General features: G+C 68.7%; 19 protein-coding genes. 3 read left to right on the top strand and 16 right to left on the bottom strand.

Annotation, left to right across the window (positions count from 1 at the left end; genetic code table 11):
* Positions 1-7: 7 nt before the first annotated feature.
* The 8 genes from G328_RS15805 to G328_RS15790 all read right to left on the bottom strand — a co-directional run bounded on the left by G328_RS15805 (position 8) and on the right by G328_RS15790 (position 10532).
* On the bottom strand, positions 8-2890 hold the full coding sequence (locus G328_RS15805) for a fibronectin type III domain-containing protein (RefSeq protein WP_020722871.1): 2883 nt from the start codon (positions 2888-2890) through the stop codon (positions 8-10).
* A 3-nt stretch (positions 2891-2893) separates the two neighbouring features.
* Positions 2894-4144, bottom strand: coding sequence for a hypothetical protein (locus G328_RS15800; protein WP_019618482.1), 1251 nt, complete (start codon positions 4142-4144; stop codon positions 2894-2896).
* Complete coding sequence (locus G328_RS0106220; RefSeq protein WP_019618481.1) at positions 4141-4998, bottom strand: heme ABC transporter ATP-binding protein; 858 nt, start codon at positions 4996-4998, stop codon at positions 4141-4143. Before G328_RS0106220 ends, G328_RS15800 begins: the two co-directional genes overlap by 4 nt.
* Entirely contained in the window at positions 4995-6149 is a 1155-nt protein-coding gene (locus G328_RS0106215) for a FecCD family ABC transporter permease (protein ID WP_019618480.1), read from the bottom strand. The genes G328_RS0106220 and G328_RS0106215 overlap by 4 nt, the downstream gene beginning before the upstream one ends.
* Positions 6146-7402, bottom strand: coding sequence for a heme/hemin ABC transporter substrate-binding protein (locus G328_RS0106210; RefSeq protein ID WP_110463804.1), 1257 nt, complete (start codon positions 7400-7402; stop codon positions 6146-6148). The genes G328_RS0106215 and G328_RS0106210 overlap by 4 nt, the downstream gene beginning before the upstream one ends.
* A 20-nt stretch (positions 7403-7422) precedes the next feature.
* Positions 7423-7854, bottom strand: coding sequence for a hypothetical protein (locus G328_RS0106205; protein ID WP_019618478.1), 432 nt, complete (start codon positions 7852-7854; stop codon positions 7423-7425).
* Positions 7851-8918, bottom strand: a complete 1068-nt coding sequence (locus G328_RS15795; RefSeq protein ID WP_019618477.1) for a WxL protein peptidoglycan domain-containing protein — start codon at positions 8916-8918, stop codon at positions 7851-7853. The genes G328_RS0106205 and G328_RS15795 overlap by 4 nt, the downstream gene beginning before the upstream one ends.
* Before the next feature lie 111 nt (positions 8919-9029).
* Positions 9030-10532 carry an HtaA domain-containing protein gene (locus tag G328_RS15790; protein ID WP_083919572.1) on the bottom strand — a complete coding sequence of 501 codons (1503 nt, stop codon included), beginning with the start codon at positions 10530-10532 and terminating at the stop codon, positions 9030-9032.
* 353 nt (positions 10533-10885) lie between these two features.
* Here G328_RS15790 and G328_RS14460 point away from each other — a divergent pair, with 353 nt between their 5' ends.
* On the top strand, positions 10886-11602 hold the full coding sequence (locus G328_RS14460; RefSeq protein ID WP_019618475.1) for a biliverdin-producing heme oxygenase: 717 nt from the start codon (positions 10886-10888) through the stop codon (positions 11600-11602).
* 295 nt (positions 11603-11897) lie between these two features.
* Complete coding sequence (locus G328_RS14455; RefSeq protein ID WP_019618474.1) at positions 11898-12821, top strand: DUF1684 domain-containing protein; 924 nt, start codon at positions 11898-11900, stop codon at positions 12819-12821.
* 75 nt (positions 12822-12896) lie between these two features.
* On the opposite strand, the gene G328_RS0106180 is transcribed toward G328_RS14455, so the two are convergent.
* From G328_RS0106180 to G328_RS0106160, 5 genes are all read right to left on the bottom strand, one after another.
* Positions 12897-13559 (bottom strand): ATP-dependent Clp protease proteolytic subunit, encoded by a 663-nt coding sequence (locus G328_RS0106180; protein WP_019618473.1) that lies wholly within the window; start codon positions 13557-13559, stop codon positions 12897-12899.
* 24 nt (positions 13560-13583) lie between these two features.
* Positions 13584-14201, bottom strand: a complete 618-nt coding sequence (locus G328_RS14450; RefSeq protein ID WP_019618472.1) for an ATP-dependent Clp protease proteolytic subunit — start codon at positions 14199-14201, stop codon at positions 13584-13586.
* A 360-nt stretch (positions 14202-14561) separates the two neighbouring features.
* The gene (gene tig, locus G328_RS14445) at positions 14562-15947 is read right to left on the bottom strand and encodes a trigger factor (protein WP_019618471.1); all 1386 of its coding nucleotides are present in this window, start codon (positions 15945-15947) and stop codon (positions 14562-14564) included.
* A 236-nt stretch (positions 15948-16183) separates the two neighbouring features.
* The gene (locus G328_RS16840) at positions 16184-17914 is read right to left on the bottom strand and encodes a glycine betaine ABC transporter substrate-binding protein (protein ID WP_019618470.1); all 1731 of its coding nucleotides are present in this window, start codon (positions 17912-17914) and stop codon (positions 16184-16186) included.
* Entirely contained in the window at positions 17911-19233 is a 1323-nt protein-coding gene (locus tag G328_RS0106160) for a quaternary amine ABC transporter ATP-binding protein (RefSeq protein ID WP_019618469.1), read from the bottom strand. The genes G328_RS16840 and G328_RS0106160 overlap by 4 nt, the downstream gene beginning before the upstream one ends.
* 500 nt (positions 19234-19733) lie before the next feature.
* Between G328_RS0106160 and G328_RS0106155 the strand changes: the two genes are divergently transcribed.
* Complete coding sequence (locus tag G328_RS0106155; RefSeq protein ID WP_019618468.1) at positions 19734-20870, top strand: FUSC family protein; 1137 nt, start codon at positions 19734-19736, stop codon at positions 20868-20870.
* On the opposite strand, the gene G328_RS0106150 is transcribed toward G328_RS0106155, so the two are convergent.
* The 3 genes from G328_RS0106150 to G328_RS0106140 are packed head-to-tail and all read right to left on the bottom strand — an operon-like array spanning position 20860 to position 25921.
* Positions 20860-22602: an ABC transporter ATP-binding protein gene (locus G328_RS0106150; RefSeq protein WP_019618467.1), complete on the bottom strand. Its 1743-nt coding sequence runs from the start codon at positions 22600-22602 to the stop codon at positions 20860-20862. The two genes, G328_RS0106155 and G328_RS0106150, sit on opposite strands and share 11 nt — an antisense overlap.
* Positions 22599-25238 (bottom strand): ABC transporter ATP-binding protein/permease, encoded by a 2640-nt coding sequence (locus G328_RS0106145; protein WP_040904963.1) that lies wholly within the window; start codon positions 25236-25238, stop codon positions 22599-22601. Before G328_RS0106145 ends, G328_RS0106150 begins: the two co-directional genes overlap by 4 nt.
* Positions 25238-25921 carry a hypothetical protein gene (locus tag G328_RS0106140; RefSeq protein WP_019618465.1) on the bottom strand — a complete coding sequence of 228 codons (684 nt, stop codon included), beginning with the start codon at positions 25919-25921 and terminating at the stop codon, positions 25238-25240. Before G328_RS0106140 ends, G328_RS0106145 begins: the two co-directional genes overlap by 1 nt.
* Positions 25922-25949: the final 28 nt, after the last annotated feature.

Below are 25949 nucleotides of genomic sequence, written 5' to 3'. Positions count from 1 at the left end.
AGCAGCTCTAGAGATACGCGGATGGGTCAAGGCCGAGCCGTCGGCGGAAGAACGCGGCGCCGGCCCACTGGAGTCCGGCCACGCCGAGGAGGGCGCTGCCGCCGCTCACGAGCATGACCGGGGTCACCTCGAGCCGCTGCCGGCCCGCGGTGACGCCGGCGGCCGCCGTCGCCTGCTCGGCCTGCTGCGCGGGCGCACCCGTCTTCGTGGTCTGGGGTGCCTGCGCGCCCGTCTCGGCGCTCGAGCCCGACTGGGTCGTCGTGCCGCCGCCAACCGGCTGGTCGATCGTCGGCGTTGACTGCCCGTTGTACTGCGCGAGCGTCGGCGCGAAGTCGTCCGAGAAACTCACGGCCATGGGCAGCGTCGGCTTGTACGGGTCGCGCTGCCCGTTTGACGTGAACCAGTACGAGAACTGCCCCGTGTCGTTCTGGAAGTCGACAAAGTCGCTCGGGAACGAGCCCCAGTACGCCTGGTTTTCGCCGCTGCGCTCGGCCTGTGACGTGGCGGTCGAACTGCCACCGCCGCCCTGCACTTCCTGCCCCTCGCCCGAGCCGCCATAGGCGACGCCAAGGTAGTCGGGCGTGTGTACGAAGCCGCCATTCGATTCGATGCTCGACATGTCGACGCCCGACATGTTCGCGAGCGTGATCGTGCGCGAGTCGAGCTCAACCCACTTCGCCGCATCCTGCATCGAAGCGCCGTAGCCCGAGGCCGTGGCCGTGAGCTTGCCGTTGCCGTTGCCGTCGAGCTCGAGCACCGGGTCGGTCGCCGACCAGTAGGTCATGCCGCCGTAGAAGACGACGGTGAAGCTGCCGGTCCACTCGATGCGAAGGCCCGAGTCGTCGTTCTTCACGACGTCACCGTTCGAAAGCTTCACCTGCGCCTCACTGTACGAGTCCTTACCGGTGACGCTCACGGCGTTGCCGTTGCGGTCGAGGCACTTGCTCTCCCACGACGCGAGCCCGAGCTGCGAGCCCGACGGCTTCACGATGCTCACGTTGCCGTCTTGCGCCTTGTAGAGCTTCGATGCCTCGCTCGCGAGCCAGACGTGGGAGCTGCCGGCGTCGCCCGTGCGGCCCGCGACGAGGAAGTTGCAGCCGCCGAAGTAGGCGCCGCCGTTGGCCTCCATGTTCAGGCCCCAGTACATCGTCGCGCCGTCGCCGCTGTCGCCCTCGCCGGTGTTGCCGCCGGTCGCGTCGTCGGTCGGCGCCGGGGTCGTGCCACCGTCACCGTCGCTATCTCCCCCGCCGGTGTTCCCGCCGCCGGTGTCGCTCTTCGTCGTCGTGAACGGCGCGGATGCGCTCTGCCAGGTCGTGCCAAGCAGGTTCGGGGTGACGACCACCGTGTACTCGGTACCCGCCGTGAGGCCCGTGACGCTCGTGGTGAGGTCGCCCGAGGTGCTCGTACTGCTGACCGCCGTGCCCGATGTGTTTGCCCCCTGGTAGACGGTGACGTCGAAGTCGGGGGCTTCCTCGTTCGGCCACTCCCACGTGACGGTTGCCGAAGTCGCGCTCTCGTTGACCTGGAGGTTGCTCGGCGACGTCTCGACGCCGGCACCGACGACCTGCAGTTGCGTCGTCGCGATCGCCTCCGAGAGCACTGGGTCGGCCGGTTCGGTCGCAGCCGGCTCGGATGCGGTCGGTTCAGTCTCGGCGGGCTCCGTTTCGGACGGGTCGGTGCCCGTTGGCCCCGATTCGGTCGGCTCGGGCGTCGGGCCCGGCTCCGCACCGGCCGTCACCTCGACGAGCTCGATGTCGTGGGTGTCGCCCGGCAGCCCCGAAACATCCCACGTGCCGCTCGCGGTATCGCCGCTAACCGGCACCGACGTCGCGCCGGTGGTGGTCTCGAGCAACTCGCCGTCGACAACGGCGCCAATCTCGCCCGAGAGGCCGTCCGGGAGGTTTCCGGCCGTGAGGTCGACGCCGTCTTTGTAGCCGGCGGGCACGCGGTCGGGGCTCGCGGTCGCGTACGACTCGGTGCTCTCGGCGTACGAGATCTCGACCGGCGCGGCCGTCTTCTTCGGGTCGGCCATGCCGCCCGAGCTGTACCAGTAGGCCGCCTGGCCCGTCTCGACATTGAAGTCGATCCACGACTGCGGGAACGACCCCCAGCCGTCGCCGCTCTGCTTCTGCTCCGCCGAAGGTCCGCCGGCCTCGACTTCGATCGCGACACCCGCGTACTCGGGCGTGACGCTGATGCCGGTCTCGGTAACGTCGACACCCTTCAGGTCGGCGACCGTGATCTGCGTCGCGTCGAGCTTGACCCACTGCGTGAGGTCGTACATGTCGGCGCCGTAGCCGGTCGCGGTTCCGGTGATCGTCCCGACGCCGTTCTTCACCGAAAGCACGGGGTCGGTGATCGACCAGAACGTCATGCCGCCGTAATAAACCATCGTGAACGAGCCGTCGAACGCGAGCTCGGCGTCGTTCGTCTCGGGGTTCACGCTGCCCGTGCCGCCGCTGAAGTTCACCTGATTCTTCGTGCCCGACTGCGCGCTCGTGTTCACGGTGTTGCCGTCGGCGTCGACGCACTTCGTCGACCAGGTCGGCGCGACCTGGTTACCGGCCGCGTCGGGCTTCGTGACGGTGACGTCTCCCGCCTCGGTGCGGTAGAGCTCGTCGCCCTCCTCGGCCGTCCACACGTGGGCGCCGGGGCTGTCGTCGTCGATCACCTCGCCCGCGACGAGGAAGTTGCAGCCGCCGTAGTAGGCGCCACCGCCCGACTCGAGGTTCACCTGCCACGAGAGCCCGACGTCGGTCACGGGCACCGAGCCGCCGCTGCCCGCGGCCTGCGCCGCGTCGACCGCGGCGAGCCCGCCGCCGGCCGCGAGCGCGGCGATGCCGAGGCCCGCGGTGATCCGGGGCAGCCAGCCTGTCCAGAACCGCGCCATCGACTACTTCGCCTCCCCGTCGCGACCCTGCGTCGACATGACGAGCGTCGACGTGTCCTCGGCGCCGTGCCGGCCGCGCGACGCATCGGCATCCGCCTGCGACGCGTCCCCGGCAGGCTTCTGGAAGAAGCTCAACCACTGGTCGACCGTCTGCCCCGCCCCCTCGGCCGAGCTTGGCGCGGCCGGCTGCGGCGCATCCGCGTGTCGCACGCCGTGCTTCATCTCCATGCGGGCGACGAGTGCAGCGCCGCGCTCGGCGTCGCGCGCGCCGCGAAGCTCCATCTTGCGCTCGAGGCGCCGCGTCTTGCGCTGCTGCCGGTCACGCTCCTTGATCGCCGCGCGCTCGCGCTGGCCGCGCACCTTCTCGAGGGCGTCGGGATTCACGCCGAGCAGCAGCGACTTCATCGCGAGGTACCCGCCGACGCCGCCCGCGAGCACGAGCAGCGAGATGCCGACGAGGATGAGCGCGGGCAGCAGCACGGGCCACCACCCGGGCACGACGGTGTCGGCGGTCGAGGCCGCCCCCTCCGCCGGCGCCGCCACCTGCTGCTGCGAGGTGTCGGAGGCCGGTGCCTCGGCGCCGGTGTCGGCCGATTCGGCCGCGGGCGCCTCGGTGTCGGCCGACGCGGAGTCGTCGGTGCCCGTCGCACCCGTACCGCCGCCGGCAGTACCGGCCCAGTTCACGGGGGTGAACGACTCGTTGTTCGCGTTCTTCACGCCGTGCGCGCCGATCGTGATGATGCCGCAGGTCACCTCGGTGCAGTCGACCTGGGTCTGGTTGAGCTGCCGGTCGAACGTGTTGAACACGGCGCCGGGCACCTTGATCTCGGCCGACCAGGTGCCGTCGGCCGCGACCTCGCCGCCGTTCGCCGCGGCCGCGGTGGAGCTGCCGGGGAACGTCACGAAGAGCTGGAACCCGGCGGGGTTCGACTCGTCGTCGTAGACGTAGCGGTAGTTCTCGCCGGTGGTGCCGCCGTTGCTCGGGCTCCACGACATGCCCGACGGGTGGTCGACCCAGCCGAACAGCACGTAGATGCCGCCGAAGCCGCCCTGCACCGACTGGAATCCTGAGCCCTGCAGCTGCAGCGTCGACTGCCCGTTCGGGTCGGGCTCTCCCGAGATGCTGACCTGGCCGGCCGCCTGCGCGGGCTGCGCGAACGACGGCACGGCGACGACCCCGATGCCGAGCGCGAGCGCGGCAGCCGCAAGCACGCGCGCGAGGCGTGCGGCTCGAGTGCGGATCGTGCGAATCATGAGGAACTCCCTGGAATGTCTGCGGTGAAGTCGCGCTCGGGCACCACGATGGGCTTGCCGGTGCGCGGGTCGGGCACGATGTGCACCGGATAGTCATAGACCTCAGAAACCCGCTCGGCCGTGAGCACCGTCTCGGGTGCGCCGTCGGCGACGATAGTGCCCTGGCTCAGCAGCGCGATGCGGTCGGCGTACGCCGCCGCGAGGTCGAGGTTGTGCACGATGACGACGACCGCGCATCCGGTCGCGGCGTAGCTGCGCACGAGTTGCAGCACCTGCTCCTGGTGCTTGATGTCCATCGCCGCGGTCGGCTCGTCGAGCAGCATGACGGATGCGGTCTGGGCAAGCACGCGCGCGAGCGCGGCCCGGGCGCGCTCACCGCCCGAGAGCGAGGGATAGTGCCGGTCGGCGAAGCGCTCGGTGTCGGTGCGCGCCATGGCGCCCTCGGTGATGAGCTCGTCGGCCTTCGCGTTCGGGGTGCCCTGCCACGGCGCCCGGCCCATATCGACGACCTCCGAGACGGTGAAGGGGAACGCGATGTCGATCTGCTGCAGCAGCACGGCGCGGCGCATCGCGAGTTCCTTGTTCGTCCACGCGTGGGTCGGGTACCCGTCGAGCAGCACCTCGCCCTGGAGCGCGTCGACGTCGGCCGTGATGGTGTTGATGAGGGTCGATTTGCCGGCGCCGTTCGGTCCGACGAGCGCGAGCACCTCCCCCGCCTTGATGTCGAGGTTGATGCCGTCGAGCACGCGCCGCTCGCCGAAGGCAACGGCGACGTCGCGAATCGAGAGCACGACCTGCCCCATCGCGACCGGCTCGGGCCGGCGCGGCGCCGAGGTAAACATGACGGTGCTCACTGCCAGCCACCCCCTCGCGTGCGGCTCGCCCGAATGAGGTAGAAGAAGAACGGCCCGCCGACGAGCGACGTGAGCATGCCGATCGGCAGGTCGGCGAACTCGACGAGCGTTCGCGCGCCGAGGTCGGCGATCGTGAGCAGCAGCGCGCCGCCGAGCACCGAGGCGATCAGCAGCGGCCGGTGCGCGGGACCGATGATCATGCGCACGATGTGCGGCACGACGAGGCCGACGAAGGCGATGATGCCCGCGAACGCGACCGCCGACGAAACCAGCAGCGCGACGTAGACCATCGCGAGCATCCGGAGCCGCTCGACGTTGACGCCGACGTGCCGCGCCGCCTTCTCGCCGAGCGAGAGCAGGTCGAGCTGTCGGGCGATGAAGAGCGAGAGCGCGATGCCGATCACGATGAGTGGGCCGACGAGCAGCACCTGCTCCCAGCGGCTGCCGTTGAGCGAACCCATCTGCCAGAACACGATCTGCTCGCGCGCCTGTGTCGGGGCGCGGAACGTGATGAACGCAATCAACGCGCCGCAGACGGCGTTGACTGCGACACCCGTGAGGATGAGCGTGATCACCTCGGTGCGGCCGCCGGTGCGCGAGAGCATGTAGACGAGGAAAGTCGTTACGAGGCCGGCTGCGAAGGCGAACGCGGGCGTCGTGAACGGGCCGAGGAACGTGAAGCCGAACAGGATCGAGAAGCTCGCCCCGACCGCGGCACCCGACGAGACGCCGACCGAGCCGGGCTCGGCGAGCGGGTTGCCGAAGATACCCTGCATGAGCACGCCGCCAACCGCGAGCGCGGCGCCTACGAACACGCAGAGCACGAGGCGCGGGAACCGCACCTCGGCGAGCGCGGCCGCCCCGAACTCGTGCGACGGGCCCGGCAGCCAGTCGATGCCGATCGACTGCAGCACGAACCCGGCGACTTCGGCCGGCGGAATGAACAGCTGGCCCACCATTGCCGAGAGCAGGCAGGCGGCCACGAGCCCGATGCCGAGTACGAGCATGAGGATCGTCGCGCGGCCACGCCGCGGTTTGCGTGGCGCGAGTTCGGGCGCCTTGAGCGGTGCGGGCGAGTGTAGGGGCCGCCGGGTGCGGGGCGGACGCTTCGCCGCCCGCTCCTCGACCGCCGTCGTGGGGAGTCCACTCATGAGTTTTGTTCGTCCAGTTCTTCCTCGATCTCGCCGAGGCGTTCTTCGACGGCCTCCGGGCCGTGGTCGGGCTGGTAGCTCAGCTCGGGTGCGTAGATGGCGGTGCCGAGCGCCGCGAGCACCGAGGCGGTGCGGGGGCCGAAGCTCATGACCTCGTAGTCGCTCATGTCGACGATGCGCTGGTTCTTGCCCGCCGGTGTCTGTTTAATGCCGGGGAGCTCGAGCGCCGAGTCGAGCCCGCCCACCGAGGCGAGGCCGAGCGTCATGACGATGATCACGTCGGGTTGCGCCTTGATGAGCGCCTCGGAGTTGGTTGGCGACATGCCCTCGAACCCGGCCTCGGTTGCGACGTCGCGCGCGCTGATCGACTGAATGATCGAGTCGGCGCCCGAGCCAATGCCGAACCAGTAGTAGATGTTGCCGCGCAGGTAGAGGAACACGGTGCGCGGCTTCTTCTCGGGGTCGGTCGGGGCGATCTTGCCGAACTGCTGAATCACCGAGTTGATCTCGGCGTTGGTGCGCTCGACGAGGGCCTCGCCGAGGGTCGGCACGCCGAGCGCGTCGGCGACGAATTGAATCTGCTCGCCCACGCTCGAGACGCCCGCCTCGTACGGCGTCGGCACCATGACGACCGGAATCCCCGACTCGCGCAGTTGGAGCTGCACGTCGTACGGGCCGACCGAGCCGTCGCTGATGATGACGGTCGGCGCGAGGTTGAGGATCGCCTCGGCCGAGAGCTCGTGCCCGTTCTGGGTGACGAGCGGGAGGTCGTCGTTGCCGGGCATGAGCCCCGAGATGTCGGTCGCGGTGTCGCGGCCGACGAGGTTGCAGCCGAGCCCCAGGCCGATGACGGCGGCGGCGAGGCCGCCGTTCTGGTTGAGGGCAAGGATGCGCGTGGTGTCGGTGACGGTCGTCTCGACGCCGTCGGCGCTCATGACCGTCGCCGGCAGCTGCTGGAGCGACGACGCGGCGTCGGTGACTGGCGGAATCGCGGCCGACTCGGTGTACGCCGTCGTCGGGCCCTTGATGTCGCGCGGCGACGTGAGGTCGGCCGACGTCACCTGGGGCACGGTCGGCGGCGCGGGCTCGGTCTGTGCGTCGGTCTGCACGCAGTCGTCGTTCGCCGCCTGCGAGATGGTGCCGACGTTGTGGAATCCGTTGACGCCGAGACCGACGACGAGCGCGACGATGACGATCGCCCACGCCGACCGGTGCACGGTCGATCGCTTAAAGCGACGGAGGAATCGTGGCATTGCCATATGGGTGTACTCGCCTAGCCGTCTTCTCGTTCGCGGCGCACGAGCAGCAGCACGCCGCCCGCGGCGAGCGCAATGCCCGAACCCGCGAGGGCGATGCGGGCGAAGTCGCCGACACCTGTCGACGCGAGCGAGCCGTTCGCGGGGCTCGCGCTCGGCGCGGTGTTGCCGGAGTTGCCGGTGTTGCCCGAGGTGCCGTTGTTGCCGGTGTTGCCGTTCGCGTTGTCATTCGGCGAGTCGGTGCTCGCGCTCGATTCCGGGTTGGCCGGAGTGCTCTCGGCCGAGGTGCTCACGGGCGGGATCGTCACGGTGACGTCGCTCGCGATCGCGGGGGTCGCGCCGAACGTGGTCGCGGCGGCGACGAAGAGGCCCGCGCTCGCGGCGAGCGCGCGGAGTTTTCGGCGCGACGGGGCGGTTCGAGGCGGTCGGCTGGTGGTGCGCTGGATCATGTGAGCGCTCCTTCCTTCTCGGCCTGTTGTGTCTCACGCTCCCGCGCGAGGTAGGCGAAGTAGAGGTTTTCGCGGCGACGACGGATGATCAGTACGGTCGCGATCGCGGCCGCGGCGAGCACGACGATGACGAGTACGAGGAACGACCACGGCGCGCCGGCGACCTGCGACTGCGCGGTGAACGGCTCGGGCACGACGACCGAGCCGTCGAACGGGAGCGCGGTGGCGCTCACCTCGACGTTCGCGCCGCCGATCGCGAGTGTGGGCACCTCGCGGGTGACCTGCACGCTCGAGCCAGGCAGGAGGTCGTCGACGGCCGTGCTCGTGACCCGTGTGCCGAGGGCGAGCAGGCCGTGCACGCGCACCGCCTCGTCAACGCGGATGCGCGTGTTGCCGATGTTCTCGACGGTGTAGGTCGTGCGGATCTTCGCGGGCGCGAACGGGTTGAGGCTCGTGACGTATTCGCTGTGCACGTCGCTGAACGCGACCTCAGCGGTGAGCTGGCCCGCGACGCGGATGCTCACGCGCAGCCCGAGGCGACGCTCGACCTGCACCTGGCCGTCGCCCTCGGGCAGCAGTGAGGCGACGAGGGCCGCCGAGTGGTCGCCCGGAACCGCGTCGGCCGGCACCTTCACGGTGAACCCGACCTCGGTCGATTCGCCGGGCGCGAGGTCGATGTATTCGGTCTCGGGTTCGACCCAGAGGCCCGCGTCGGTGGATTTCTCACTCGACTCGAGAATGTCGATGCCACCCTCGGCCGTCGTGAAGGCGTCGGCGGCGTACATACGCAGGTGGAGGTCGGTCGTGCCCGTGTTCGTCACGCGGATCAAGTCTTCGACAGTGCCGCCGGCGCTGAGGCCGTAGCTGTAGTTCGGGCGGCCATTGCCCTGTTCGCCGTCGACCGTGGCGACCGACCAGGCGGCGCCGTCGTCGGTGACGGCGCTGAGCGGTTCGCCCTGCGGCGCGGCGACCGCGCCAGGAGCGAGGGCGAGTGGTGCGGCGATCGCAATGGCGGCGGCAAGCGCCGCGGCGACGATGCGCGAGGGGCGCGGGACGAGCGACATTCGGGAAACTCTCCGAGAGGTAATGCAGAAGTTATTGGACACGACAGGTGGGTGGTGCCCCGGTTGGCGCGACGGCCGTGTAACGCCGCACCAACCGGGGGTCTCAACCGATTACGACAGGGCCGTAATCGTCAGGCTCGCCGAGTAGGTGCCAGCACTGGCAACGTCAACCGGCACGATGAGGCTGAGCGTCGCGTTGACGACCGCACTCACCGCAGCGTTCGACGACGCGAGGTTCTGCGAGGTCGCGAGACCGTCGCTCGCACCGTCGCCGGGCAGCACCTCGTTACCCGGGGTCACCGCGTCTCCCGACGCCGTGACCTTCGGCGTCCAGCCGAGGTAAGAGCCCGAGAATGACTCGTCACCTGCGGTGAAGTCGCTCACCTGGCCGCTGAGGCTCCAGGTGTGGTCGCCATCGCGGGTGTCGGTGACGGTGACGGGCGCGATGCTGCCGTTGGCGACGAAGTTGTCTCCGTCTTGTTCGGCGGTGCCGAGGTCTGCAACCTGCGCGTCGTCCTCGTCAGCCCATGCCCACTTGAACTCGTTCGTCGGGTCGGTGGGTTCGGTCGGATCGGTCGGGTCAGTGGGATCCGTCGGGTCGGTCGCGTCGGGGATCGTCACGTCGATGTTGCCACCGTCGGTCTCGGTCTCGCCTGGCTCCTCGACCGGAGGCTCGGTAGTGCCGTCATCGATCTTGTACGCGAACGAGATGGGCGTTGCGGGCTTGCGCGGGTCAGCGGCTCCACCGGAGCTATACCAGTACGCAGCCTGACCGGTCTGAACGTTGTAGTCGACCCAGCTCTGTGGGAACGAGCCCCAGTTGTCACCGGTCTGCACCTGCGGGCCGGAAGGCCCGCCGGCCTCGACCGTGATTTCGACGCCCGCATAGTCGGGCGTGACCTCGATACCGGATTCGGTGACGTCGACGCTCGAGAACGTCGCGAGTTCGATTTCTTCCTCGGGCAGTTCCATCCACACCGAGGGGTCAAACATGTCGGCGCCGTAGCCCGACGCGGTGCCCGTGAGCGTGCCGACGCCGTTCTTGACGGAGAGGTGCGGGTCCGAAACCGACCAGTACGTCATGCCACCGTAGAAGACGATCGTGAACGAACCATCGAACGTGAGCTCGGCGGTGTCGCTTTCGGCGTCCACCGTGCCCGAACCGTTCGTGAAGTTCACCTGATTATTGGTGACGCTGAGGTTGTTACCCGTGCCCGTAGTTGCGGGCTTGCCGGTCGCGTCGTTGATGCACTTGGTGCTCCAGGTCGGCTGCTGCTGCACACCGTTCGCGTCGGGCTTAGTAACCGTGACGTTGCCAGCCTCTGTCTTGTAGTTCGCGTCGGCGAACGACTCGGTCCAAAGCGTCGATCCGCCCAGGTCACCTGCAACACCTGCCACGAGGAAGTTGCAGCCGCCAAAGTACGCGCCTGCACCCGATTCCTTATTGATTCCCCAGCTAAGGCTCGCGTCGCTGACGGTGCCACTCGTGGCGTCAGCAGCAAACGCGGGGGCCGACGCGAAGCCCGCACCTACGGCAAGTGCGCCCACCGCGAGGCCCGAGCCTACGCGCGTGAGCCATGGCGACTTGCGCGCCAAATTACGACGTTCTGTCATAACTACTCCTGTTGAGAAGAACAAGCCGGTCTCCGCTCGAGACCAGCGGGAAGTCGCCGACACGGCGCAGCGACGAAAAGCAGGAACTTAGTTAGGTCTCACTAACTTAGGCCTGCCTTAGCTAAGCTTAGAGTGTGATGTGAATCCGTGCCAGGGCGAGTTCACGGCGATCTGCGCGAAACTGGGAGTCGCATCGAGTTCGGTGCCCGATCACGGAAGTTCGCTAGGCTACGCCGAAGTTAGGCGAACCTAACTTGGCTAAACACGAGCGGCGCTGATCACGAGCGGCCGTGCCCCGCGCATCCACCGCCCCGCCCTACCCGCAACCACCCCACCGCGACCAAGGAGACCAATTGACCCAGACGGTTGCCCCACGCATTCCCGCTGCCGACACCCTGAGCGCCAGGCTTCGCACCCTCACCGCCGAGGCACACGAGGCCGCCGAAACCGCCGACTTCGTCGTCGACCTCATGCGCGGCGCCCTCGACATCGACGCCTACTACCACCTGCTCGAGCAGTACAGCTACATCTACAACGCGCTCGAGGTCACGGCCGGCAAGATGCGCGAGAACGAGGCGGCCTGCGACCTGCTCTCGGTGGAGCTCAACCGCAGCGAGTCGATCGCGGCCGACCTCGAGGCGCTCGGTAAGCGCATCACGGCCGAACCCGTGGGCATGCTCGCCTCGACCCGCGACTACGTCGAGCAGATTCTCGCGACCGAGCACGACGCCGTGCGCTACCTCGCGCACCACTACGTGCGCTACCTCGGCGACCTCTCGGGCGGGCAGGTCATGCGGGTGTGGCTCACGCGCCACTATGACCTCACCGACAACGAGACCTCGTTCTTCCACTTCGACGAGATTCCGAAGCCCGTGCCGTTCAAGAATGCGTACCGCGCGCGCATCGACGTCCTCGAGCTCGACGACGCGCAGGCGAAGCTGCTCATCGACGAGGCAAACTCCGCGTTCACCGCGAACCAGGAGATCTTCGAGGAGCTCAACGAGGTCACGCAGTCGCGCATCGACATCGTCCCGGCCGAGTCGGCGCCGAAGCCCACGCGCCGCCGCTAGCAGCGCTCCTCGCTGCCCTACCCATCCACCCTCCCGACCTCCCTGAACTGACGGCAATTTGCAGCTTTTACGTTGAAAAAGCTGCAAATTGCCGTCAGTTCGCGATGGGGTTCACATTGGATGGGGTTCACATTGAATGGGGTTCACGTTGGATGGGGTTCACGATGGGGTTCGCGTGAAGTCCGCCGAGGTCCCAACCGGCCCCACGCAGTCCGTGCATTTCGTTGCGTCACGCGAAGATGACCCGGTGTGACGGGATGCGCGGCTGCAGTCGCGCGCCCGGCGGCACAGGAGGATGCTGGAGGCATTCGACTTCTGGCACCGACGAGGCGAGGCGACCGACACCATGACCACCGCATCCACCACTGACACCGCGACCTTCACTGCCGACTGGCAGCGGTGGCACGACGCCCGCGAGCGCTCGCGCCGCGACCCGAAGGGCTTCTTCGCGATCGTCGGGCTGTTCTGGCTCGGCGACTCCCCCATCGCGCTCGACGGCGCGCCAGGCGCCTGGTCGTCGGTCGACGGGCAGGTGCGGGTCGACCTCGCCGACGGCGAGTGGCTCCGCCTCGACGGCGAGCGCATCACTGGCCACCACGAGTTCGCGCCGATACCCGAGCGCGGCGGGCTGCTGCTCGCGTTCCCTGGCGGCCACCTCGAGATCGCGAAGCGCGGCGGCCACGACATCGCGCGGCCGCGGCTCGACGACGCCGTGTTCCTCAGCGACTACCGCGGCACGCCCGCGTACGAGCCCGACCCCGCGTGGCGCATCGACGCGACCTTCCATCCGTTCGCCGAGCCGAAGCCGGTCACGGTCGGCGCGGCAATCGACGGCCTGCAGCACGTCTACGACTCCCCCGGCGAGCTCGAACTCACGATCGGCGGCGAGACCGTTCGACTCACGGCGTTCCCCGGTGCCGACGGCGGCCTGCTCGTGCTCTTCGCCGACGCGACGAGCGGCGTCACGACGTACTCGGCACTGCGCTCGGTCGCGGTCGCCGCGCCCGACGCCGACGGCCGCACGACCATCGATTTCAACCGCGCCGTGAACCTCCCGTGCGCCTACACCGACTTCGCGACCTGCCCGCTGCCCCCGCACGAGAACCGGCTCAGCGTCGCGATCGAGGCGGGCGAGCGCATCCCCGCCGAGCGCGTCGAGGGCGTCACGATCGACGACGGCATCGTGCTGCCCGAGCGGCCGGCCGCGAACGGCAGCTGACCCACACCGCGCAACAACGAAGCGGCGGCCCCGAGCTCAAAGGCTCGGGGCCGCCGCTTCGTGGAGACGACGTGATTAGTCGACGATGACCGGCTGCGCGCCCTTGCGGCTCGACAGCACCTGGTCGATGAGCCCGTACTCGAGGGCCTCATTCGCCGAGAGGATCTTGTCGCGCTCGATGTCGTTCGAGATCGACGACTGGTCTTTACCCGAGTGCTTCGCGAGGGCCTCCTCGAGCCACTGACGCATGCGCAGCACCTCGTTCGCCTGAATCTCGATGTCCGACGCCTGGCCCTGGCCGCCACCGCTGACGGCGGGCTGGTGAATCAGCACGCGCGCGTTCGGCAGCGCGAGGCGCTTGCCGGGCTGGCCGGCGGCGAGCAGCACGGCCGCGGCCGAGGCGGCCTGGCCGAGGCAGACCGTCTGCACCTCGGGGCGGATGTACTGCATCGTGTCGTAGATCGCCGTCATCGCGGTGAACGAGCCACCAGGCGAGTTGATGTACATCGTGATGTCGCGGTCGGGGTCTTGCGACTCGAGCACGAGCAGCTGTGCCATGACGTCGTCGGCCGACGCGTCGTCGATCTGTACGCCGAGGAACACGATGCGGTCTTCAAACAGCTTCGCGTACGGGTCTTGCCGCTTGAAGCCGTAGGCGGTGCGCTCCTCGAAGCTCGGGAGGATGTAGCGCGATTCGGGCAGGTTGCCGGCGATGCCGGATGCGGGGTTGTTCAACACTTGGTAGTCCTTCTTCCTTCGCGCCTAGTTCTCGTCGCCCGAGGCCCCGGCCTCACCCGGGTCGTTCGAGATGCGACGGTCGGTGCCACCACCGCCGACGACCGACGTCGCCGACTCCGAGATGTGGTCGACGAAGCCGTACTCGAGGGCCTCCTCGGCGGTGAACCAGCGGTCGCGGTCGCCGTCTTCGTTGATCTGCTCGACGGTCTTGCCCGTGCGCTTCGCCGTGATCTCGGCGAGGCGCTGCTTCATGTCGAGGATGAGCTGCGCCTGGCGCTGGATGTCCGACGACGTACCGCCGAAGCCGCCGAGCGGCTGGTGCAGCAGCACGCGCGTGTTCGGCGTGATGTACCGCTTGCCCGGTGCACCAGACGTGAGCAGGAGCTGCCCCATCGAGGCGGCCATGCCGAGGCCGACCGTGACGACATCGTTCGGCACGAGCTGCATCGTGTCGTAGATCGCCATACCCGCGGTGACTGAGCCACCCGGCGAGTTGATGTAGAGGTAGATGTCGCGCTCCGGGTCTTCCGCTGACAGCAGCAGCATCTTTGCGCAGATTTCGTTCGAGTTGTCGTCTCGAACGTCCTCGCCCAACCAGATGATGCGGTCTTTCAGGAGTCGATCGAAGACGCTATTCGGCATTTGCAGTTCAGCCACGGATGCTTCTCCTTCGTAGGTCTTCTGCAAATTTAGTCGAGGCGACCCTGAGGGAGCACTGCTGTTCGCCGTCGGCGTGGTTGTCGAGGTGTATGACCCAAGCGACCCCTCGACGCGACCCCTGCAGCGCGACATTCGCGCGCGCATCCAACGCCTCCTCCTCCGCTGACTGACGGCAATTTGCGACATTTTCAAGGAAAATGCCGCAAATTGCCGTCAGTCAGCGGAGATCACCAGGATGGGTGCGGGCAGAGGGATGCGGGCGGAGGGATGCGCGCGGATGGGCTGGGGCGGAAACGCAGAACGGGCGGGCCACCACGTGCCCCGCCCGAACTGACTCAGCGACTACTTCTCGCCGGTCGCGGCCTCGTCGGTCGCGGCGTCGGCGTCGGCCTCTGCGGCGTCGACCGTCTCGGCCGACTCGGCGGCCTCGGCCTGCTTCTCGCGGGCCTGCTTCACGACGGCGGTGTACTCGTCGATGTCGACGGCGTTGCCGTTCGTGTCGACGATCTCGGCGTCTTCGAGCACGTAGAGGATCGCCTTCGAGCGGGCGACCTCACCGATGACCTGCGGGAGCTGGTTGTTCTGCTGGAGCACCTCGATGTACTGCTGGGGTGCCATGCCGTACTGCGAGGCCTGCTGGAACAGGAACTCGGTGAACTCGTTCTGCTCGACCTCGACCGACTCGGCCTTGATGATCTCGTCGAGAATCACCTGCTGCTGGAACGACTTCTGCGCCTGCTCGCGCACCTCGTTGCCGTGCTCGTCGTCGGGCTGCAGGCCCTCGTTCTCGAGGTGGCGGGCCACTTCGTCCTCGATCATCTGCTCGGGAACGGGCACCTCGGTCGCGGCGATGAGCGCGTCGATCGCCTTCGCGCGCGCCTCTTCAACCTGGCCGAACGTCTTCTTCTTCGCGGCCTGCTCGCGCAGGTCGTCGCGGAGCTCGTCGACCGTGTCGAACTCGCTCGCGAGCTGGGCGAAGTCGTCGTCAACCTCGGGGAGCTCGCGCTCCTTGACCGAGTTGATCTTCACGGTGATCTCGGCCTCTTCGCCGGCGTGGTCGCCGCCGAGTAGGGTCGAGTTGAAGGTGGTCTCTTCGCCCTCGGTGAGGGTGAGGATCGCCTCGTCGGTGCCGTCGAGCAGTTCGCCCGAGCCGACCTCGTACGAGAGGCCCGCGGCCTCGTCGACGACGTCGCCGTCGATCTTCGCAACGAGGTCGATGATCGCGAAGTCACCGTTGGCGAGCGGACGCTCGACGGTCTTCAGCGTGCCGAAGCGCTGGCGCAGCGTGGTGAGCTCGGCCTCGACGTCGTCATCGCTGACGTCGGCGGCCTCGACCTCGAGCTTGAGGCCCTTGTACTCGCCGAGGGTCACCTCGGGGCGCACGTCAACCTCGACCGTGACGACGAGGTCGCCCGAGAGGTCCTTGAGGTCGGGGGTCTCGGCGACGTCGGCCTCGGGGCGGCCGAGGGGCAGCAGGCCGGTCTCGTTGAGCGCCTGCTGGTAGAAGGTGTCGAGACCGTCGTTGATCGCCTGGTCGACGACGACCTCGCGGCCGACGCGCTGGTCGATGATCTGGTTCGGCACCTTGCCCTTGCGGAAGCCGGGAACCTGCACCTGGTTCGAGATGGCGCGGTAGGCACCGTCGAGGTAGGGCTTGAAGTCCTCGGGCGTCACGGTGATCGTGAGCTTGGCGTGGGTCGGGTTGATCTTGTCGACCGTGGTCTTCACGTGGAAAATCTCCTGCGGATTAGGTGGGGGCCGAAGCGTGCGGCCAGAGCGTGTGATGGCGCCTGCCCCGGAGTCGAACCGGGAGTTGGCACACAAACAGCGTCTAATACTACGCGTCTCGCCTGAATCTGCCGCAATTTTTGTTCGGAAGGAAAGCGACGGATGCCCCACTCACGTGCGCGAGTGGGGCATCCGTACCCGAGGTGGTGACACCTCGTGGCGATGAAGCGGTCTGCTTATTCGGCGGTGAGGGAGTCGACGTACTCCTGGTTCTCGTCGATCCACTCGTCGACGATCGGACCGTAGTCGTTGCCGTCGTACTCGTTGAACATCGCGTTCTCGAGTGAGTAGAGGGTCTCCGAGTCCATCTTGAAGTCGGTGATCCACTGCGTCACGTTCGGGTGCGTGTCGGGGAACTCCTGCGAGCTGAAGCTGTAGATCGACTCCGTCTCGCCGAGCGTGCCCTCGGGATCCTCGAGGTCCTTGATGTCGTACTCGTCGTACGCCCAGTGCGGACGCCAGAGGGTGACGACCACGTTCTCGCCCGAGTTCATCGCCGACTTGAGCTCCGAGAGCATCGCCGGGGTCGACGAGGTGACGTAGTTCATGCCCTCGAGACCGTAGGTCGGGATCACGTTGTCCTTCGTCGCGGCCGTGAGGCCAGCGCCCGGCTCGATGCCGTAGATCGTGTTCCCGAACTCGTCGGCGTGGTCGGCGAGCTCGTCGATCGAGTCGATCGGCGCATCCGAGTTCACCGCGAAGGTGAGCACGGCCTCGTCGTTCCAGGCACCGAGCTGGTTGATCTGGTCGCCGTACTCCTCGACGTACTCCTTGTGCGTGATCGGCAGCCAGGTGTCGAGCAGCAGGTCGTACCGGCCCTGCGAGAGGCCGATGTAGCCGGCGACGGCGTCGACGTACTCGAGGTTCACGGTGTAGCCCTTCTCTTCGAGAATGGCCTTCCACAGCTCGCTCACGGCCTCACCCTCGGGCCAGCCCGTGAACACGCCGATCGTGACCTCGGCCTCGTCGCCGTTCTCGGGGCCCGCGCCCGCACTCGGGCTCGGGATGAGGTTCGCGATGACGATCGCGACGATGACGGCGATCGCGACGATCTTGCCCCAGAGGCCCGAGAAGCGCGACTTGCCGATCGAACCGGTGATGCGGTCGAGCATCATCGCGAGGATCACAACCGACATACCGGCCTCGAAGCCGAGGGCGACGTCGGCGGTACCGAGCGACGAGGTCACCTGCTGGCCGAGGCCGCCGGCCCCGACCATGCCGGCGATGACGACCATCGACAGCGAGAGCATGATGACCTGGTTCACACCGGCCATGATCGACGGCATCGCGAGTGGCAGCTGCACCTGGCGAAGGATGCGGCCGGGGGTCGCGCCGAACGCGTATCCGGCCTCAACCACCTCGGAGTCGACACCGCGAATACCGAGCTCGGTCATGCGCACGCCGGGGGCGACCGCGAACAGCACGGTCGCGAAGATGCCGGGAACCGGGCCGACGCCGAACAGAATGAGCGCGGGGATGAGGTACACCATCGCGGGCATCGTCTGCAGGAAGTCGAGCACGGGTCGAATCACCTGCGAGGCTCGACTCGACTTTGCGGCCCAGATGCCGACCGGGATCGCGATGATGAGCGCGAGCGCACTCGCGACGAGCACGAGCGAGAGCGTCGACATCGCGTTCGCCCACTGGTCGACGAAGTAGATGAAGAAGAGGCCGATGATCGACCCGACCGCGAGTTTCCAGCCCTTCATCATGAAGGCGAACGCCGCGATGAGGATGATCATCACCCAGAACGGGGGCCAGTTGAAGAACGTGTTGAGCGCGTCGTAGAAGAACTCGAGCACGATGCGAACGACATCGAAGAAGCCGCCGAGCACCTGCACGACCCAGTCAACGGCGAGTTCGATCCACGTGCCGAACGGTGCACGCCAGAACGGTTCGGTGTTCATCGGGTGCCCTCCTCTCCAAGGTCAGCGGCCGGGGCTTCGTCGGCGGTAATCGCCTCCACGGCTTCCTCGACGGTGGTGCCCTCGGGCACGACCGGAATCTGCGGGTCGGTGAGCGCGGCGCCCGCGGGCAGGTCGAACGCGCCCGTGTTCGTCGTCATCGAGCTGAGCAGCGCGACGCGCGGCACGACGCCGAGGATGCGCTCGCGCTCGTCGACGACCGGCAGCGGCATCGAGGTGTCGACCGACGCCTCGAAGAGGTCGGTGAGCAGGTCGTCGGGCTTCACGCGCGGAATCTCGCGGTCAACGATCTCCGAGAGCTGCACGTCACCGCGACGGCGTGCGCGGCCGATCTGGGCCTCGGTCACGCCGCCGACGAGCTTGTTGCGCTCGACGACGAACACGCTCGACACCTGGAGGTCGCGCATGATCTTCGCGACACCGTTCACACCAACGCTGAGCGGCACAACCGCGAGCGCGGGCTGCATGACCGCCGAGGCGGTGAGCACGCGCGAGCGGTCGACGTCTTGCACGAACTGCTCGACGTAGTCGTTGGCGGGGCTCGTGAGGATCTCCTCGGGCGTGCCGATCTGCACGATCTCGCCAGCGCGCATCACGGCGATGCGGTCGCCGAGGAACATCGCCTCGTTGAGGTCGTGCGTGATGAACACGATCGTCTTGCCGAGCTGCTGCTGGAGCTCGACGAGCTCCTCCTGCATCTCGCGGCGGATCAGCGGGTCGAGGGCGCTGAACGCCTCGTCCATGAGCAGGATCTCGGTCTCGGCGCAGAGCGCGCGGGCGATGCCGACGCGCTGCTGCATACCGCCCGACAGCTCGCCGGGGAACGAGTTCGCCCACTTGTCGAGGCCGACGGTCTCGAGCACCTTACGGGCCTGCTCTTCGCGCTTCGCCTTCGGCACTTCCTGCACCTCGAGGCCGAACGCGACGTTCTCGAGCACCGTGCGGTGCGGGAAAAGCGCGAAGTGCTGGAACACCATCGAGATGTGCTCGCGGCGAATCTTGCGCACGGTCGCGGGGCTCGCACCAACGAGCTCCTGACCGCGCACCTTGACCGAACCCGAGGTCGTCGGGTTGAGGCCATTGAGCATGCGGATCAGCGTGGACTTACCCGAGCCCGAAAGGCCCATGACCACGAAGATCTCGCCGGGGTGAACGTCGAACGAGGCGTCGATCACGGCGGCGGTTGACGCCGGCGCGAGTTCGTCTCGCGTCGCCCCCTTCTTCAAACGTTCAACAGCCTCTTTGGGCTGCTTGCCGAACACCTTGTACAGGTGCTCGACAGAAATGGCAGTGTCTGGCACGAACTCTCCTCTAGTGATTGTCGTAACCGCGCACGCAAACGGCACACGAGGGGTGGAATACCCACTTCATCGGCACAACAAGCTCGTCACCGGGCCGGAATAATCACGAATCAGCCAGGCTGGGAACCGTCGCGCATGGCGCGGAGACCCCGTCTCCACGGCGTCAGTCGGGCCAGTTGCGGGCGCCGACCGGCGGCTTAACAGCGAACCAATCCTAGCGAACGCTGAACGCGAGGCCCGATCAGGCTGAGAAAATCGGTGCCCACTCGCCCGCCGATACGGAGATCCGCGGCCGCGGGATCCGCGTCATTTCGCGCATCCCGCGGCATCCGCGTATCGTTATGAAGACGTTAATCGACGGCTGCCGTCGCGCGGTATTCCGCGCCGTGACGCGCCTCGAGCCCGATGTCGTTTCGTTCGCGGCGGCCCTGCCCCGCGGCTCGACTCTCGATGTAGGGCCCCCTCGATGCCGGGGTCCCTCGATGTAAGGAAGGTGCTGCGTGCCCGCTGACAACGCTTCGCAAGGTTCCGCGGCCCGCGCCCCTCGCCTGTCGCTGTTCGAGCTCGGGCCCGCGAACCGCGACCATGAGGTGGCGATTCGCTGCAGCATCACGGTGCTCGTGCCACTCTTCGTGCTGCTCGCGATCGGGCGGCTCGACCTCGCCGTGTTCGCGTCGTTCGGCGCGTTCCCGTCGATCTACGGCCGCAACGTGTCGCACGGCGCGCGGCTGCACATGCAGCTGCGGGCCGGGATGCTCATGTTCGCGACGCTGCTCGGCGCGATCGCGGCCGCGACACTGCTCGCCAGCTCCCCCGCTGCCGAGGGGTCGATGGCCGAGGGGACGATGGCCGAGTGGCCGATGGCGGAGTGGTCGATGGCCGGAGTCATCGCGCTCGTCGCCGGCATCACCGCGCTCGTCACCCAGTACTGGGAGCTGCGCCCGGGCGGCTCACTCTTCTTCGTCTTTGCGTTCGGCGCCGTCGCCTCGATGCCGACGCAGCCGCCGATCGGCGAGGCCGTCGTGACCTCGATCGTGGTGATCTGCTGGTCGCTCGCGATGGGCATGTCGTCGCGCCTGCTCGGCCGGCGCTTCTGGAAACCCTTCGGCTGGCCGGCCGGTGGCGTGTTCCGGGGCGATGCCGCCGCGGTCGCGTATCCGCTCGTCGCCCTGAATGTCGCCTCGGCCGCGGTCGCCGGCACCGCCGCGCTGCTGCTCAGTGAGCCGTGGGGCATCAACCACACGTACTGGGCACAGCTCGCCTCCGTCGTGCCGCTCGCCGGCCACCCGACCCGGCTCGCGGTGAACCGCGGTCTGCACCGCGTGATCGGCACCTGCGGCGGCCTCGTGATCGCCGCGCTCGCGAGCCTCGCGCATCCGCCCCTGTGGGCCCTCATTCTGCTCATCGCGCTGTTCCAGGGCCTCACCGAGCTCGTGATCGTGCGCTCGTACGTGCTCGGGCAGCTGTTCGTGACGCCGCTCGCGCTGCTCTCGATTGAGCTCGCGATGCAGGGGGCTGGCGCCGACGTACATGCGGGAGCCCTGCTCTACGACCGCGGCCTCGAGACGGTGATTGGCTCGGCGGTCGGTATCGTGACGGTGCTGCTCCCGTGGGCCGTGCGGAAGGTCAGTCGGTAGCCGCGCCGAGACGCCACCCGGCGGCCGCGTCCTGCTCGCCCCAGAACTCCGCGAAGCGGCCACCGGCGGCGATGAGGTCGCCGGGCGCGCCGTCTTCGACGATGCGCCCGCGCTCGACAAATATGACCCGGTCGGCGGCCCGGATGCTCGCGAGTCGGTGCGCGACAATCACGCGCGTGCCGACGGTCGAGTCGGCGCCGAGCGCGGTCGTGACCGCCGCTTCGTTCTCGTTGTCGAGTGCGCTCGTCGCCTCGTCGATGAGCAGCAGCGGCGCTCGCTTGAGCAGGGCCCGCGCGATCGCGACGCGCTGACGCTCGCCGCCCGAGAGGTTCGCGCCACCCTCCCCCACGCCAGCGTCCCAGCCCTCGGGCAATCGCCCGAGCAGCGAGTCGAGCTGCGCGAGGCGCGCCGCCTCGGCGAGGTCGCCCTCGCTCGCGCCCAGATCGCCGACGAGCACGTTCTCGCGAATCGTGCCGTCGAACAGGTACGAGTGCTGGAACACCGCGCTGACGTGGGCCCGGCGGTCGTCGGCGCGAACCGTGGTGACGTCGGTGCCGGCGAAGCGGATCTCACCGGAGGTCGGCTCGTAGAGCCCGGCAAGCAGCGCGAGGATCGTGCTCTTGCCGGAGCCCGACGGCCCGACGATGGCCGTCGTCGTGCCCGGTTCCAGGGTCAGGTCGAGGCCATCGATGACCGGCGGGGCGTCGTCGGCATAACGGAAGTCGACCCCGCGCAGTTCGACGCGACCCGGCGCATCCGTGTGGAGCCTCGCCTCACCCTCGGCGAGCATCGGCGCGTCGAGCACGCTGCGGATGCGCCGGAGCGTCACGGTCGAGGTTTCGAGCCCGCCGCTGAGCTCGGCGAGCGTCGTGAACGGCTCGAGGTAGCGGGCGATGACGACGATGAGCGCGATCGCCTCGGGCGCCGCGATGCGGCCCGTCGCGGTGAGCCACACCGTCGCACCGGCGAGCAGAATCAGCGCGATCTGGCTCGCGACCGAAAACAGCAGCTGGCCCGGCACCTGCATGAACAGCATGCGCATGACCGCGCTGTGCTGGCTCGCGAGCGCCGCGCCAACCTGGCTGCGGGCCGGGTCGACTCGGCGGGCCGAACGGAGCGCGTGCTGGGTTCGGGCGAACTCGATGATGCGCTCGGTGAGCGCACTGTTCGATTCGGCGGCCGCGCGATCGGCGGCCCGGTTGCAGCGCACGGCGAGCAGGTACGCGCCGAGGAGCACCGGCACGCCGACGAGCGCGGCGACGCCGAGGAGCGGCGCGACCGGCAGCAGCGCGAGCGCGATCGCGATGGGCAGCACAATCGCGCCGAGGAGCGGCGTCACGAGATAGACGAAGATGCCGACGAGGTCGGGGCCGGTCGCTGCGATCGCCTGCCGGGCCGTGGCCGTGTTCTCGGCGGTAAACCAGGTGAGCGGCGTGCGCGTCAGTCGGTGCGAGACCTCGTGCTGCCCGCGGTCGAGCACCGCGAACCCGAGCTCGAAGGCGATCCTCGCGACGAACCAGTCGACGATGAGGCCCGAGATCGTGACGAGGGCGATCCACCCGGCCCACGGCCACGCGTCGGTCGGCGCCGGCGAGAACAGGGCCGCGACGAGCGGCACGAGCAGCACGGTTGCGACGGCGCGCAGGGCGATGCTCACGACCGTGAGCGCGAGGTGCAGGCCGACTCGCGAGCGGGAGTCGGGCGGGAGCAGGGAGAGCAGGGTGCGGATCACGATGCGGGCTCCGTTTCGGTCGTCGGGGTGGCGGCGCCGCTCGCGGCGGCGTCCCAGAGCTTGCGGTAGCGGCCGTCGGCGGCGAGCAGCGCGTCGTGCGTGCCGGTCTCGACGATGCGGCCGTGATCGAGCACGACGATGTTGTCGGCGCCGACGATCGTGTGCAGCCGGTGGGCGATGACGAGCACGGTTCGCCCCTCGGTGAGCCGGTTGATGGCGCGCTGCACGAGGTATTCCGATTCGGGGTCGGCGAACGCCGTCGCCTCGTCGAGCACGAGCACCGGGGTGTCGGCGAGGAGCGCCCTCGCGATTGTGAGCCGCTGCCGCTCCCCGCCCGACAGCTCGGCGTCGGGGCCGAGCATGGTGTCGTAGCCGTCTGGCAGGCGAAGCATGCGTTCGTGGATCTGCGCCGCGCGGGCGGCCGACTCGATCTGCGCATCCGTCGCGTCGGGCACCGCGAGCGCGAGGTTCTCGCGCACGGTTCCGCGTACGAGCTGCGTCTGCTGGAACACGAAGCTGACCCTGGTGTAGAGCTCGTCGGGTGTGAGGGTTCGCACGTCGCGGCCGTCGATGCGAATCGCGCCGCCCGTGACGTCGTGGAACCGCGCGAGCAGCGCCGCGAGGGTCGACTTGCCCGAGCCCGAGGGCCCGACGAGCGCCGTGAGCGTGCCGGGCGCGAGCTCGAGGGAGACGTCGCGCAGCACGGGAACGTTCGGACGGTACTCGAAGTCGACGCCGGCGAATTCGACGTGACCCGCCGGGCGGTCGGCCGTGGCCGACATCGCGTCGGCGGTGCCGAGCTCGCGCTCGTCGAGGGTGTTCTGGATGCGCCGGGCCGCGAGCAGCCCCGACCGCAGGCCGCTCAGCCCGTAGCCGATGCCGAGCAGCCGCGCGCCGAACGTCGTGCCGAGCAGCATGAACGGCAGGAGCGCCGCGGCGTCCATGCTGCCGGTCGTGATGAGCAGCGTGCCGAGCAGCACGAGGAGCATGACCGAGGTCGCGGGTCGCGTCGCGAGGTCCATGACCGTCTTCGCGCCGGTGAAGGGCCGCTGCCAGTCGCTGAGGAACGCGACGTACTCGCCGAGCCGCGCGCGGAACGTCGAAGCGGCCGCGCCGCCGAACACCCGCACGACGGCCTGCCCCTCGAGGTACCCGGTGGCCTCGCTGTTCATCCGCTCGGCCCAGCGCAGGGCCCGGGCGGTCTTGTGCCCCGACTGGATGAGCATCCAGCTCATCGCGAAGATATAGACGAGCACGGGCAGCAGCAGGAGCAGGCCAAGGCGCCAGTCGATCGAGAACAGGTAGATGAGCACGGCGACCGGGGCGACGACCGCGGCGACGGCGTCGGGCACCGCGTGCGTCACGAGATAGTGCAGCGACAGTGTGTCGTCGTGGAGGAGCTGCTTGACCTGCCCGGACGTGCGTGCGTCGAACCAGCCGAGCGGCAGGCGCGCGAGCTTCGCGAGGAGTCGCTGGCGCAGGTCGCGCTCGAAGCGGGCGTCGACGACGTGGAGCCAGAGGAGCATGAGCATCGACAGCAGGGCACCCGCGCCGAGCAGCGCGACCGCCCAGATGCCGACCGTCCAGAGCCGCTCGGCCGGCGCGCCCACGAGCAGGAGTCGCGCGAGCTCGGCGAGCAGGAAATACGGCGCGAGTTCGATGAGCGTGACGATGCCCTGCAGGATGCCCGCGGCGATCAGGGTTCCCCGCAGCGGCCGCAGCAGCCTGCCGCCAGCTTCGGCGCGCCACCGGCCACGCGTATCCGGGGTCGGAGCGGTGGGGTCGGGGGCCGGTTCTGTCGTTTCGGCGGCCGGCTCGGGCGCCGCCTCGACGGTTTCAACGCGGTTCTCGGCGAGTTGCTCGGGTGTCGCGAGCTCCTCCTTCTCGGTGGCGCGAAGCTTGCCCATCTCGCGGCCGAACATCCAGTAGGCCTGCAGGTGCTGCTCCGACTTCGGGAAGCCAAACTCGTCTTTCAGGCGAGCGCGAATGTGCCGCATGCTGCCGGATTCGGGCGCGACCCAGGCGTACCAGTCCGACCAGTCGCGCGGCTCGAGTGCCGCGGCGAGCGAGTTCGGCCCCTGCCGCGGCACCCAGTGGAGGCGCAGGCGAGGATGCGTCGGAAGCGGAATGCGGCGGTCATCGGGGTCGTGCTGCTCGAGGTAGCACTCGATCGGCACCTCGTCGGGCACCGTGCGGAGAATTGCGGAGATCGCGGGGATCGACGCCGAGTCGCCGATGAGGAGGTAGCCGGCGGGCAACTCGTCGGGTAGCTCGAACTTCGTCGATCCCATCGACATGAGCGACACCGTCGCGCCCGGCTCGGCGCGCTCCGCCCACGCCGAGGCCGGACCGGCGGGCTGGTGCAGCACGAAGTCGACGGCGAACTCGCCGGTGTCGGGGTTCGCCTCGGTGAACGTGTACGCGCGCTGGTGTTCGACGTCGGCGCCCTCGGGGTCGGGGAACCAAAACCGCAGCCAGGCGGTGGGCGGCGCCTCCACCTCGCCGAACAGCGTCGGCGACGTGAACCGCACTCGAAGAAACTTCGGCGCGAGCAGTTCTGTGCCCATGACGGTCGCGACGTGATCGCGCGCGCCGAAGCTGCGCATCACCGCTCCCTGGAATCCGCGTTTCGCCATTAGACGCCCGCCCCCTTCGCTTCGAGAAACTCCACAATTTCGGCGACTGGCCGACCCGGCGGCGCGGCGCCGAGCAGCCCGTCGATCGCCGCGACGAGCACGAGTCGCACGTAGTCGGCCCAGTCGAGCTCGGGCACCGACGCGTGCGCCGCCCCGAGGTCGGCGTAGCCCGCGAGCTGCGCGATCGCGTCCAGCCGCTGCGCCTCGACGCCGTCGGCGTGCTCGCGCTGCCGCTCCTCGGCCGCCGCGTAGGCGATCGACATCGACGCGACGGCGCTCGCGACGACGACCGCGGCGCCGGGCGCGTAGCCGCGCCGTGTGAGCGCCCGCACCTCCCCCGCGAGCAGCCGGCGGCCGGCATCGCCGCGCGGGAAAAGGGTCTGCAGGTACGCGGCGATGCCCGAATGCGCGAGCACGAACTCCCGCAGCCCGAGCCCCAGCGCGAGCAGGTGCTGCGCGGTCGTGTGGGCCGGGTCGTCGTCGATGACGAGGTCTTCGAGCATGCGCTCGCCGACGAGTCGCTCGAGGCCCCAGCGGCCGTCGACGTGACGGTAGAGCGCTGCCGGCGTGATGCCGAGCGCGGCCGCGACCGCCTTGAGGCTCAGGTTGCGCATCCCGAGCTCGCAGCCGGCGCGCGCGATGTCGTTCGCATCAATTTGACGTGGGCGTCCGACCGACGTCATGCCGCTCCCCTCGAATTAGTAACCCCGA

This window comes from [Zimmermannella] faecalis ATCC 13722 (genome assembly GCF_000381765.1).
Classification (GTDB): domain Bacteria; phylum Actinomycetota; class Actinomycetes; order Actinomycetales; family Microbacteriaceae; genus Gulosibacter; species Gulosibacter faecalis.
The sequence above is the reverse complement of the archived record's forward strand: the minus strand, read 5'-3'. Positions and strand labels throughout refer to the sequence as shown.